Source organism: Chitinophaga sp. LS1, assembly GCF_034274695.1.
Taxonomy (GTDB): Bacteria; Bacteroidota; Bacteroidia; order Chitinophagales; family Chitinophagaceae; genus Chitinophaga.
This window is the reverse complement of the sequence record NZ_CP128362.1, coordinates 7991942-8005153: the sequence shown is the minus strand read 5'-3', so window position 1 is coordinate 8005153 and position 13212 is coordinate 7991942. Positions and strand designations below refer to the sequence as shown.

At 43.5% G+C, this 13212-nt stretch carries 7 protein-coding genes; 6 read left to right on the top strand and 1 reads right to left on the bottom strand.

Features of this window, described 5'->3' with window-relative positions:
• The first annotated feature begins 82 nt into the window (after nt 1-82).
• The 6 genes from QQL36_RS32765 to QQL36_RS32740 all read left to right on the top strand — a co-directional run bounded on the left by QQL36_RS32765 (nt 83) and on the right by QQL36_RS32740 (nt 11626).
• Nucleotides 83-667, top strand: a complete 585-nt coding sequence (locus QQL36_RS32765; RefSeq protein ID WP_321568156.1) for an RNA polymerase sigma factor — start codon at nt 83-85, stop codon at nt 665-667.
• A 54-nt stretch (nt 668-721) separates the two neighbouring features.
• Complete coding sequence (locus QQL36_RS32760; RefSeq protein WP_083722030.1) at nt 722-1855, top strand: FecR family protein; 1134 nt, start codon at nt 722-724, stop codon at nt 1853-1855.
• A 248-nt stretch (nt 1856-2103) separates the two neighbouring features.
• A complete protein-coding gene (locus tag QQL36_RS32755; protein ID WP_321568155.1) occupies nt 2104-5640 on the top strand; it encodes a SusC/RagA family TonB-linked outer membrane protein in 3537 nt (1178 codons plus the stop codon).
• On the top strand, nt 5640-6998 hold the full coding sequence (locus tag QQL36_RS32750) for a RagB/SusD family nutrient uptake outer membrane protein (protein WP_321568154.1): 1359 nt from the start codon (nt 5640-5642) through the stop codon (nt 6996-6998). The genes QQL36_RS32755 and QQL36_RS32750 overlap by 1 nt, the downstream gene beginning before the upstream one ends.
• A gap of 75 nt (nt 6999-7073) precedes the next feature.
• Nucleotides 7074-9071, top strand: a complete 1998-nt coding sequence (locus QQL36_RS32745) for a TlpA disulfide reductase family protein (protein ID WP_321568153.1) — start codon at nt 7074-7076, stop codon at nt 9069-9071.
• On the top strand, nt 9071-11626 hold the full coding sequence (locus QQL36_RS32740) for a prolyl oligopeptidase family serine peptidase (protein ID WP_321568152.1): 2556 nt from the start codon (nt 9071-9073) through the stop codon (nt 11624-11626). Before QQL36_RS32745 ends, QQL36_RS32740 begins: the two co-directional genes overlap by 1 nt.
• A 701-nt stretch (nt 11627-12327) precedes the next feature.
• On the opposite strand, the gene QQL36_RS32735 is transcribed toward QQL36_RS32740, so the two are convergent.
• Complete coding sequence (locus QQL36_RS32735; protein WP_083729945.1) at nt 12328-13212, bottom strand: glycerophosphodiester phosphodiesterase family protein; 885 nt, start codon at nt 13210-13212, stop codon at nt 12328-12330.

Sequence of the window (13212 nt, the reverse complement as noted above, 5' to 3'; positions counted from 1 at the left end):
CTTATGGGCGATTTATGTATGGGTTACTCTTATTTCTTACTCCTTTTCGATGTATCTTGCACCATAATTTTGCATTAATCATTTGACGGATCAATTCACAACATGGGTAAGAGAAGCGGCGGACGGAAATCAGCTGGCATATGGTTATTTATATACCCATCATTACCCCCGTCTGCAGGTTGCCATTACCTTTATTACCCAGGATAAGGACGAAACCGAAGAGATCCTGCAGGAGACTTTCCTCCGTATCTGGAAAACAAAAGAGAAGTTATTACTGGTACGGTCATTTGAAGACTACGCCTTCCGGGTAGCCAAAAACCTCCTGTTCGACCTCCTCCGGCGCAAAAAGGTGCACCTGAAAGCCATCGACACCATCTTCCGGCATCAGGACGATGCCACTACCGGTGGTGATCATCAGCTGGTTTATAAAGAATACCATGACATTGCCACCCGTGCCATCGATACCCTCGATCCTCAGAAAAAGGAGATTTTCCTGCTGCGCACACAGGAAGGACTCAGTTTTGAAGAAATTGCCGCCAAATGCGGGATCGCTGTAGTCACCGTCAAAAAACATTTTTACGCAGCTTTTCATACCCTCAAAAAGCTTCTGAATGAGCATGGTGGTGTATTTACCTTCCTCCTCATCGTCTGGTCCAGGGGCCATTAGCATTTTTTTTTCAAAACAGCGTATACGAATCTTTCACGAGTTCGTCTCTAGTATATGAGCGACGAGCAGATCATCCATTTAATTCATAAATACAGGAGCGGTACACTGACCGAAGCGGAGGAGCTGGCTTTTTTTAGCTGGTATGCTGAAGTGGAGGCCGATGCGTTCCATCGTATCCTGCAACAGGCAGGAGAAGTGGATTATGTGCCAGCGTCGCCTGCGTTTCTGTCTTCAATGCAGGAGCGCTTACAACATAAAGAAGGGGTAGTCAGGAGAATGCCATTCCTGCGCCGCGCTGCTGCTGCAGCGGCCATCATTGTACTGGGCGCCTCCGCCTGGTACGTTTTCAAACCACAACGCAGACCTTTACCACCAATGGAAGTCGCAACAGTGAATGATGTACAACCCGGTAAAAGTGGTGCCGTGCTCACCCTCGCGAACGGCCAGGTCATAGCCCTGGATAGTACCGGTAATGGGGTGATTGCCAACCAGAATGGAACCACGGTGACATTAAAGAATGGTAGTCTGAGCTACAATGCAGACAAAGCCGCCTCCGTGAGCTACAACATGATCCATACGCCGAATGCCAGGCAGTTCAAACTGGTATTGCCGGATGGTACCACTGTATGGCTCAATGCAGGTAGTTCCCTCAAATATCCCACCGCCTTTACAGGTAGTGATAGGACCGTCACGATTACGGGTGAAGCCTTCTTCGATGTAGCAAAAGATGCAGTTCATCCTTTTGTAGTAGAAGTAGCCAACCAAATGAAAGTACAGGTACTGGGCACACAGTTCAATATCAATGCCTATACTGACGAACAGCAAATCAAAGCGACCCTGATACAGGGAAGTATCAGGGTGAACAAAGGTGCCGCAGCGGTTGTATTGCAACCGGGCCAACAGGCGCAGGTGAACGATGATATCACAGTAAACAGTCACATAAACACAGCACAGGTAACAGCCTGGAAAGATGGGGTCTTCAACTTCGATGATTTGGGAGTAGAGGCGGTCATGCATCAGCTGGCCAGATGGTATGATATCGAGGTGGTTTATGAACAGGGTATTCCAACCAGCCGATTCTATGGCGAAATAGGTCGTAACCTAAGCCTGGCACAGGTACTGGAAGGGTTAAAACTATCAGGGGTACATTTTAGAATTGAAGGTAAACGGCTGATCGTATTACCGTAAGCACCACAACCATGTGAATTGTTTTTCAATATAAGTTCGTCTAAACGAAAAACCGCCCAGAGGTAGGATTCTGAGCGGCTAAGGTCCGGATGCACTGAATAGACAATTATTTAGGGACAACTGAATTTTTCAATCAACCAAACCAAATGCAAGGTATGCAAAAAATTGCTTTTTGTGACCGGGCCGACCGTGTCATGCCTTTTTACCGGCTTTATGGAAGCCGGTTGTCAGCCAAAATTATGTTAGTTATGAAGCTAACCATCGTATTAATGACCGTTGCATTCATGGGGGTTTATGCAAGTGGTCGATCTCAATCAGTGACAATGTCCGGCAATAATATTTCGCTGGAAAAAACATTTTCTACTATTCGTACGCAAACAGGATATCTCGTATTCTGTGACCGTGAATTATTGTCTGAAGCCGCTCCGGTTTCTGTAGCAGCGACTAACATGCCGCTGAACCAGTTCCTGGAACTGATCTTCAAAAATCAATCCCTGCAATACCTGATCCGCGAGCAGACGATCTTCGTGAGTAAGAAGATAAAACTGCCTGGTGTACCTGAAGTGATCAGTACTGTACCTGTAGAAGGTATCGTGCACGAGGCCGGTGGATACCCGCTGGAAGGTGCGACTGTGAAGGTGAAGAATAGCCCCGTGTCTGTGATCACCAATTCAAAAGGGTATTTTGACCTGAATGCAAAAGTGGGCGATGTGCTGGTAATTACATTTGTAGGGTTTGAGCCACAGGAGATAAAGATCACCAATACCACCACACTTGATATTGCTTTGAAAAGACAGGTGGTGAATGTAGATGAAGTTACTGTGAGTGTGAGCACCGGTTACCAGACGATTTCCAAAGAAAGAGCGACAGGGTCTTATGGTGTGATCACTGCAAAAGAAATTGCAGCTACACCTACAATTGATATCATGCAAAGACTGGAAGGTAAGGTACCGGGTGTGAAAATAGATGTGAACACCGGTCTTGTACAGATCAGAAGTACCAATACCTATGCTACTAATTCAGAACCGCTGGTGGTGATAGATGGTTTCCCCATGATTGCTGTCGGTGATAACCAAAGACTGACCTCCATTGGTAATTCCCAGATGGCCAACAATACTGTACTGTCTAAAATCAACCCTGAAGATATTGACCAGATCACTTTCCTCAAGGATGCGGTAGCCACTTCTGTATGGGGGGCAAAAGGTGCGAATGGTGTGATCGTGATCACGACCAAGCACGGTAAGAAAGGGTTACCTACGTTGAACTTTTCTTCCACCGTTGGGGTGGCGTCTGCGCCAAAATTTTCCAAAATGCACTGGATGAGCACTGCTGAGTATGTAGACCTGGAAAAAGACCTGGTGAACAAGGGATTTATTACTGATGCCAAGCAGAGTGATTATTATGATCCTTTGTATGCAAGTAATCCAAGTGAAGTGCAGGAATGGCTCTTCAAAGTACAGCGTGGCGAAGCGACACAGGCAGAAGCGGATGCGGCCATAGATGAAATTTCTAAACGCAGTAATGAAGGACAGATCAGGCAATACCTGCTACGCAAAGCAATCTCACAGCAGTATAACCTGTCTATTTCCGGTGGTAATGATGTCAATTCTTATTACATCTCTGCCAACCATAACAGGGATAATCCAATTTATAGAAGTAACAATGCTGACAATACTAACCTGACAGCTAACCTCTCCAATAAACTGTGGAACAACAGGGTGACGATCAGTACAGGTTTTAGCTACCAGATTGCTAATACAAAAACGAACCAGGCCGCAGTAGATGCATTGGGCGCTACTACCACATCTCTTCGTCCATACGATATGCTGGTAAACAGCGATGGTAGCCTGATACAACGTTCTATTAAATTCCGTCCGGAATTTGCAGACAGCCTGACGAACCTTGGTTATCTTCCCTTTACCTATAACGCTATCCAGGAGTTAAACTATAGCAATAACAAGAGTACTGCCAATACAGCCCGATTCAATTCCGGTATCAATGTTAAGATCACGCCATGGCTGACAGCAGATGTATCTGGTCAGTATCAGCGTTATAACTATTACCTGAGCACGATCAATGAAATAGACAGCTATGTGGGTCGTATGAATATGAATACTTTTACTACTATATCTTCTACTACGGGCAGACCAGTGTATAGTATTCCTTACGGGGGTACTTATTATATCCAGCAGTCTATGAACAGTGAATATGCACTGCGCGGACAACTGAATTTCAATAAAACCATTCACAGTTATCATCACATTACAGCGCTGGCAGGTTCTGAAATACGCCAGACGTATACAAAAGGTGATGCGAGTACCCGTTATGGATATGATCAGGATGCAAATACCTTTGGTTCCATCGATCCATCCACCTATTACAATACAATGTATGGGTACACCCAGCAGATTGGTAATAACCTGAGTGCCATCACAGAGCAGAGGAACCGTTACCTGTCTTACTTTGGTAATGTGGCTTACAATTACAAAGCGAAGTATGACCTGTCTGGTAGTGCCCGCTTTGATGATTATACCCTGTTAGGTATTGATCGCAGCAAACGTGCGAAACCTTTCTGGTCTATAGGTGGTAAATGGAACGTTCAGCAGGAAAACTTTATGCAGTCATTCAGCTGGCTGAGTAACCTGAGTGCACGGCTGACTTACGGTACAGGTGGTTCTGTTCCATTGGCAGGTTATAATATAGCCGTCATTACCCTGGGCTCTACTGACAATAACACACAGTTGCCAACAGGTACTATCAGCAATCCGGCTAACCAGCAGCTGCAATGGGAAACTACCCGCACCCTGAATGGTGGCCTGGATATCGGCGTGTTCAACAACCGCCTCACTGCCAGCATCGATGTATATCATAAATGGAGCAATGGTATTGTAGTGTACCAGCCGTACAACTCTACTTATGGATGGTCTTACGTATACTTCAACTCAGGTAAACTCCAGAGCCATGGTATTGACCTGGGGCTGACAGCCACCTGGATGGATACAAAAGATATGACCTTCAGGTCTAACATCAACTTTGCTTACAGCACTAATAAGGTAACAGACAGCCGTTACAACAATTTTACTGTGAATGCTCTCTTAGGCGGTGCACAGACGTTGGATGGTTATCCAATCGGAGCTCAGTTTGTATACCGTTCTGCAGGCCTGGATGAAACCGGTCAGACGCAGATCTACGATAAGAATAATAAGATCATCAAAAGTACAGAAGCGATTCCAACCACTTTTAGTAAAGATGACCTGAAATATGCAGGTGTGAAAGCTGCTCCTTACTATGGGGGATTCCTGAACAACTTCAGGTATAAGAATTTTGACCTGCAGGTACAGATTACTTATTACATGGGTGGTAAGTTTATGAAACCATCAGTGAATGGTTATCCTCAGTACTCTTCTTTCTATGGTGTACTGGGTCGCCAGGAAGATTTTGCAAAGAGATGGCGTGAAGCAGGTGACGAAGCACACACGATAGTGCCTGGCCTCGATAACCTGAACTACAATAGCTTCCAGCGTTATCAATTTTCAGATAAGCTGTTAAGAAGTGGCGACAATATCCGCCTGCAGCAGATTTCACTGGGTTATCATTTCCCACAAAGCATGTTGCCTAAGAAGGTGATCAAGAGCCTTTCCATTAGTGGCAATGTGCGTAACCTGGGGATGATCTGGGCAGCGAACAAGGAAAAATATGATCCGCAGTACCTGAACGCCAGCAGCAGTTTTTACAGTGCGCCTCCGGTGACCAGCTATTTGTTTAACATTAATGCATCATTCTAATGAAAAAAGTAATTTTCTATATAGCGGTTGCACTGTTAGCAACAGGTTGCCGCAAATACGTGGAGATCGATCAGATAGGACAGCGGGTGCTGACCTATACCAGTGATTACAGGGCGCTGATGGATAACTCCAGCGAAATGGAGAACTGTTTCGGGCTGGCTACCTATTCCAACGATGATACCCGGTTCCTGGATACGAACAAACAGATCCAGATGACTGATATCTATTACAATGCTTATCAATGGAAATCTCAATACTGGGCAGATGCACAATCTGATGCTGACTGGGATAAAATGTATAAAACCATTTACAACTGTAACCTGACGCTGGAAGGTGTGCTGAACAGTACAAAAGGTACAGATGCCGATAAAAAGCAGATTTATGCTGAAGCATTGGTACATCGTGCATATACCTTTTGGGTACTGGTAAATCTATATGGTAAACAGTATGACAGTACAACAGCTTCTACTGACCTGGGTATCCCGATGGTGGTATCTACTGATTTGTACGCCAGTTTGAAGAGGGCTTCTGTACAGACTGTGTACAACCAGATACTGACTGACCTGCTGGCATCTGTAGATGCATTGCCATCTTTGCCAGACTATAATACCCGTCCATCCAAAGCAGGTGTATATGCTGTACTGGCAAGGGTATACCTGTGCATAAGACAGTTTGACAAAGCGCGTAGTTATGCAGAACAGGCATTGGCATTGCAGAATGGTTTGCTTGACCTGCGTAATTACCAGACCAGTACTTCCGGCTTTCCACAGCGTCTGAAAGATCCTGAAGTGATCTTCTCTAAGGTCAGCAATGGATATTACCAGGGTATGCAGCTGGATACAGCATTGCTCACATTGCTGGGTACAAATGATCTGCGTTATAAGCTGTTCGTAAGGCCAGGTAGTAACTTCTATCCTACATTCAATGGTTACGGCTACTCCCGCTATATGTATACACGGGAGTACTATCCGCTCTACCAGGGGCCAAACGTGCCTGAAATGATGCTGATCATAGCTGAAGCAGCTGCCCGCTCAAATGATGCCAGCACTGCTGTGAGTATGATCAACTCCATCCGTGAAAAACGTTTTGCTACTACCGACTACGTAGCAGTAGATGCAGCTACCGGTGCAGACGCGATGCAACTCGTGATCGCAGAAAGAAGAAGAGAATTTTTCGGTACAGGTCTCAGATGGTTTGACCAGAAACGCCTGAACAAAGATGCGGCCTACCAGGTAACAATATCCCGCACTTTTAAGGGTGTCACCACTACATTATTGCCAAACAGTAATCGCTATGTTTTCCCGATTGGCAACAAGTATATCCTGTTAAATCCAGAGATAGAACAAAATCCAGAGTAACAAAAACCAACCATAATGAGGTGTTGGGGGAGAGTGTCACAGCTCTCTCCCGTACGCCTTACAAACAACCCAACAATGAAGTATACATGGATCAGTGCGCTGGCTATGATGCTGGCGGTGCCAGGTGTTGGCTTTAGCCAGACAGATAGCAGCAGGTTACAAAAAAGTGGTGTGCCCGTAGCAGGCGATACGTTGACCATTCATTACAATCCCGCTGGCGGTCCGCTGGCAGGAAAGGAGCATATCCGTGGGATGGTGTACACCTACCGCAACTACAGATGGGGATTGGATGATGTGAACCTGCAGTTGCACAATGGCACCTATGATGCAAAATATTTAGTGCCGGAGAACTGTGCGTTTGTAGCATTCAAATTCTATGTAGAACAGGATGGTCAGATCGCCGCTTATGATAACAATAGTGATTATGGCTTTGCAGAAACCACTATTAATAAACAGGGTGTAGCGCTGCCTGGTGGCGCACTGGCATGGGGTTTATTCCGTAAACCTTCCTTCGGTCATGCGCCGCAGGGATACTTCGAAAAATTCAATATCAGTGATGAAGCGCTGGAAATGTGGATACGTAAGGAAATGAAAAATTATCCCCAGTACATGCCACGTTATTTCGGTGATTACCTGGCTATGCTGAAAATGAGCCTGGGTGATGAATACAATGAAAAGGTGGAGAGAAACCTCGTTCGTCTGGCAGGTTTACCAGACATCGATGAATCTAACTATTACCAGATCTTTAGCACTTATCAGTTTGAACTGAAAGATACCCACAAAGGGGATTCTGTAAAAGCAGTATTATTAGCTAAATACCCTCATGGTCGTCAGGCACGCCATCAGGCATATACGGCTGCTTATAATAGTGAGCAGAACGATGCTAAACTGGGTAAGATGGAGAAATTTTTGCAGGACTTCCCGGTTGCAGAAATGCGCAAAGATTCCGGTGCTGAACAGCAGTATATGTACTACGGCATCTATAGGGAACTCGCAGTTGGCTATGTGGCAACAGGACAATTCGATAAACTGATTGCATTGCTGCCACAAATGGACTTCGCTTCCCTGGTAGAAATTTATCGCTGGAATGTAGAACGTCATTTCATGACAAACAGTATGCCGCTGGATAGTATATATCCTTTAGGAAATGCCATGATGAAAGAACTGATCAGCAAAGTACATGATGGCTCTTACAATGAAAACCTGCGCTTTACTCCCAACCAGGCAGATGAATTTGCAATGAGTCAGCTGGATAAAAAACTGGCTGTACAGGTACGCATGCTGGACAAAATGGGCCGCTATGCAGAAGCGATGCCCTATCTGCGTATGATCTCTCCAGCCTTTATCTACACCAATGCAAAACTGAATGATGCACATATCGATATCCTGGAGCATACCGGCAATGCAGCACAGGCAGCGGCAGTACTGGAAACAGGTGTAAGTAATAATGCAGCTACGCCGGGTATGATTGAGAAACTGAAGAAGGAATATGTAGCAAAGAATGGGAAGGAAGATGGTTTTGATGCATATATGGAAAGTCTGAAACCTGCAGCAGATGTAGAGAAGTTTAGATCTGAAATTAAGTCTCACCTGATCAGTGAAAAATATACTCCATTTAAATTAAAAGATTTAAATGGCAGGACGGTTAGCAGTGCTACAGATTTTAAAGATAAAATAGTAGTGATAGATTTCTGGGCCATGTGGTGTACACCTTGTAAATCAGCATTCCCCGGTATGCAGATGGTGGTAGATAAATATGCGAAAGATAAGCATGTCGCATTTTATTTTATTGCTACGCAGGCTGCCAATAAAAACTATAAAGAGGAAATCAAGAGCTATATTAGCAAATCAGGTTACCGCTTCAATGTATTGTTGGATGAAATTACAAGCAAAGGTGCACAGGACCAGGTATTCAGATCTATGGCATCGGTGTTCAGGTCATCTGGTATTCCACGCAAGGTGGTGCTGAAGAATGGCGTGATCCGCTGGACATCAGAAGGATATGGTGGTAGTGCGAGCAAACTGGTGGATGAACTGAGCTATGTAATTGACCTGTTAAAAAATGAGAATTGATGAAAGGGAAATTAATGCTGGTGGCACTGCTGGGAATGCAGGTCGCAGTCGCTCAGAAAAAAACAATCGATACGACTGCGTATAACGAATGGAAAAGAATTGGAACGCCATCCCTATCCTACGATGGTCAGTGGATGCTGTACCGCTATAGCGGAGATGAGCAGGGCTTACAGTACCTGGTGAATACGGCGAGTGGCAAAGCGACCACCTTTAGTAATATGAACAGTCCTGAATTTATAGGCAGGGGAAAGTGGATAAAGTTCACCAGAAATGATTCCACTGTGCTGAGACGCTTGAAAGACGGACATGAAGAATACTGGACCCGGAGTAGCTATTTTGTTGGTAATGACAATGGTACGACTTTGAGTTACAGCGCTTCCGGTAAACAGGTAGTCGTAGATATAAACACTGGCGACAGCACTGTACTGAATGGTGTAGGCAGGTGTAATTTCTATGACGGCGGGGTTATTTACGTCAAGGGAAACCAGTTGCTGGCAGGTCCGTTAAAGGGAAAACATGCGGTGTTGTTTACAGGACCGATTGATGATTTTAACTTTAATATGGGCAGGAAAGAGGGGACGGTCTTGTCTGACAAAAAGGTGTATTATTTTTCTATAAAAAGTGGAAAGGCCACCTTCGTGTTTGATTACAGGGACGTAAAAGCACCTGCAGGTTATAGCGTAAACGAACAGGCGCCGCCAGTTACAGCAGGAACCAAACAGTTTGTACTTGATGTAATGCGTACAGCGCAACCTGTGATGCGTCCGCAACCACAGAATACCGGTTTCCAGCTGGAACTGTGGACATGGAATGAGCCGGTGACACAACGTTTGCAACGCAGGGGGGTGTATGACAAGAACATGATGAACCAGGCGAAGTTTGTGTATAACATCGATACAAAGACGGTGGTAGAAGTAGCACCTGAAATGTATGGTCAGCTGGTGACACCATCCAGCGAAGCATTTGATTATGTGCTTGCATTGGATCCGGCTCCTTACAAAGTGGATATCGATTACCGCTATAATAGCAATGTGGACATTTACCTGGTAAATGTACATACAGGAGAAAAAAGACTGATTGCAAAAGATAGTTATGAAACGCCGGGTTGGAGCCCGAATGGTAAATTCGCTATTTACTATGATACACAGAAAAAGATATGGGAAAAGATTGATCTGAGTACAGGCAATTTTATAAACATCTCTGATCAGATTGGTTTTCCTGTGAATGATGAGGAGTGGGACCAACCGGGGCGTAATCCTGCTTATGGGCTGGCAGGCTACCTGGATGGTGGGAATACGGCGGTATTCTATGACAGGTATGATATGTGGGCGGTAGACCTGACAGGTCAGCGCAAACCTTATTCACTGACAGGTCAGTATGGCCGTCAGCATAAAGTGGTGTTGCGCCTGAACGGAGCGGAATATATGGAACGGATGGATCTGAGCAAGCCTATATTGCTGCGTAGTTTCAATGAAAATACAAAGTCACGTGGATTGTACAAATTGCAATCTGTGGGGAAAGTAGAAAGCGTAGCAGATAATCCGGATTATAATGTGAAGATTGGTTCTATATCAGGTGATGGTCGTTCCTGCATCTTTACAAAGGAAAGTTACCAGGTCAACCCGGATATATGGTATGGTGATATTGATTTTAAGAAAACAAGGCAACTGACTGATTTTAATCCGCAACAGGAAGATTACAAATGGGGTGATGTGAAGGTAGTAAGTTGGAAAACTTTTGATGGCAGAGATGACGAAGGTTTGTTGTACCTGCCGGAGGGATATGATTCAACAAAAGTTTATCCTATGATTGTAGATTTCTATGAAACACATTCCCAGGATCTGCATGAATATATTGTACCTGAGTATAGCACAAGTACGATCAATATTAGTACCTATGTAAGCAATGGGTACCTGGTATTTCGTCCGGATGTGCATTATGTGATAGGTAAGCCGGGTGAGAGTGTGTATAATTGTGTGGTGAGTGGGGTGAAATCTCTGATTGATAAAAAAATTGCTAATAAAGATGCAGTTGGTTTACAGGGTCATAGCTTTGGTGGTTATGAAGCCGCTTACCTCGTGACAAGAACGGATGTATTTAAATGTGCGAATATTGGTGCGGGTGTGGTGAATATGACTTACAACTATACGGCGATGCGACAGAATGGTGCGCCATGTCTGTTTAAGTTTGAATCAGAGCAGTATAGAATGGGGAAGAGCCTGTGGGAAGATAAGGAAGGGTATATTAGCAATTCTGCTATTTTTAATGCTGATAAGATACATACACCATTGATGATCTTTCATAACGATAAAGATGGAGCAGTACCTTTTACACAAGGACTGGATCTGTTCCTGAGTATGCGTAGGTTGCAGCGTCCGGCGTGGTTACTGAATTATAAAGGTGGTAATCATACGTTGGAAGATTTGCCGGCGCAGAAGGATTTTACGATTCGTATGCAAGGTTTCTTTGATCATTATTTGAAGAAGACGGCAATGCCGGGATGGATGAGTGAGGGGATAAGTGTGGATGAGAGAAATGTAGATCAGAAATATTAAGGGAGGAAAAATGATTGATCTGACGGAAAAGGAATTATGCAGATACCTGAATAATACAATTAGAACTCATTTCAAAATTACCATTTAAGTATTGATTATCAATTACAAATGCCTATTTGTGAAATGAGTTCTAGATAGGTAAATGGATAATTCATTTTAATAGGAGATTAATTTTAAATATTTGATTTTGGTTGATAAAATGATCCGCCGCTACCTTTCAAGGTAGTGGCTTTTTTTATTGAATGAAAAATAATTTCAGTAAAAATTAGGTGATAATTTTTTTTATATAGAATTATTGTATGTTTAATTGAAGTAAAGACCAGGATCCGACCCAACATTGATACTGTAGCGTAGAATTTGTTCGGCGAAATTTTTAAAAGTTTGTTTGTCGCCTATACTGTGTCCTACTTACTGAGAGAAGATTTATGGACGTGTTGATTGTAGTGTAGCGCCATGAGGCCTGGTATAGAATTTACGTGCATTTTCCGCACTTTTTTTATACAATTTTATGATTATCTTTTTAATTTACCTCCATAAAGTTCTTACAAAATTAAAATTGAAAATGCATAACAATGAGTTTATAATTAAATAATGAAGAAAGCCTCAGACCCTTCGTCTGAGGCTTTCTATAAAAACAAAGGTATATCTGTAATGATGGAGGAATAAAGAGATTTTCAACTAATAGTTGGATAATTCGAAGATTACTTATGTAGTCCCTTTTTTCTTAAATAGGCGAGTAATAAAGCAGGTCTGTCTGTTTGAATAATATTAAAGCCTTTATCCAGCAGCCATTGCCAGCTATCTTTTATATTGCCATCATCAAAAGCCATATCATCGTAATGACCGCCATTCAGGCTAGGCCATAAGGCATTTACCCATAATCTTGATTGTTTGATTTCTTTCAGATGGGATAAAACAGCAGAAGTATCTCTTTTAAATAGCAATTCAAAAGCGGTTGGTTTTATCTGTGTTATTGCGTCGTGGATGGTGTTGAATGCTTCTGCATCATCCAGTGATACAATAGACATGTAATATATCTTTTTCAATACAGCAGCGTAATCATCTTTCACTTTAGCTGCCAGTGCATCTCCTTTAAAAATAGCTTGTTCAACAGTACCTGTTTTTTCAAGTACTACATAACATTCATTGATATACCTGTAAGATTTATCCAGGTTCACCATTACTTTTCCTTTTACAGCCAGCATTGCTTCTTCCAGTGTAGGAATCCTGTGTTGAGTAGGAACACCGCATCCGTTTCTTAAATACAGTTTCTTCAGGGAGTCGAGTGTAAAATCTCCCACTTTTCCCTTACCGGTAGTGGTTCTGTCTATTTTCTCATCGTGCATAATGATTAGCTGACCATCTGCGGTTTTCTGTACATCTAATTCTACTATATCCACGCCTATTGCGATGGCCAGTTTAATAGCTGCAACAGAATTCTCCGGAGCATCGCGCCAGTCTCCTCTATGAGCGGCTACCAGTACTTCTTTCCCTGCCGGGTTCTTAAATTCACTGATAATAGCATTCACCTGTGACTTGCCCGACAGTGCGGATAACAATAATAAAAAAGTGAGCAGTTGTTTCAT

Excerpts from the sequence above, each read along its gene's own strand:
- QQL36_RS32735 (WP_083729945.1), bottom strand. The coding sequence starts at position 13,212 with ATGAAACAACTGCTCACTTTTTTATTATTGTTATCCGCACTGTCGGGC.
- QQL36_RS32740 (WP_321568152.1), top strand. The coding sequence starts at position 9,071 with ATGAAAGGGAAATTAATGCTGGTGGCACTGCTGGGAATGCAGGTCGCA.
- QQL36_RS32750 (WP_321568154.1), top strand. The coding sequence starts at position 5,640 with ATGAAAAAAGTAATTTTCTATATAGCGGTTGCACTGTTAGCAACAGGT.
- QQL36_RS32760 (WP_083722030.1), top strand. The coding sequence starts at position 722 with ATGAGCGACGAGCAGATCATCCATTTAATTCATAAATACAGGAGCGGT.
- QQL36_RS32745 (WP_321568153.1), top strand. The coding sequence starts at position 7,074 with ATGAAGTATACATGGATCAGTGCGCTGGCTATGATGCTGGCGGTGCCA.
- QQL36_RS32755 (WP_321568155.1), top strand. The coding sequence starts at position 2,104 with ATGAAGCTAACCATCGTATTAATGACCGTTGCATTCATGGGGGTTTAT.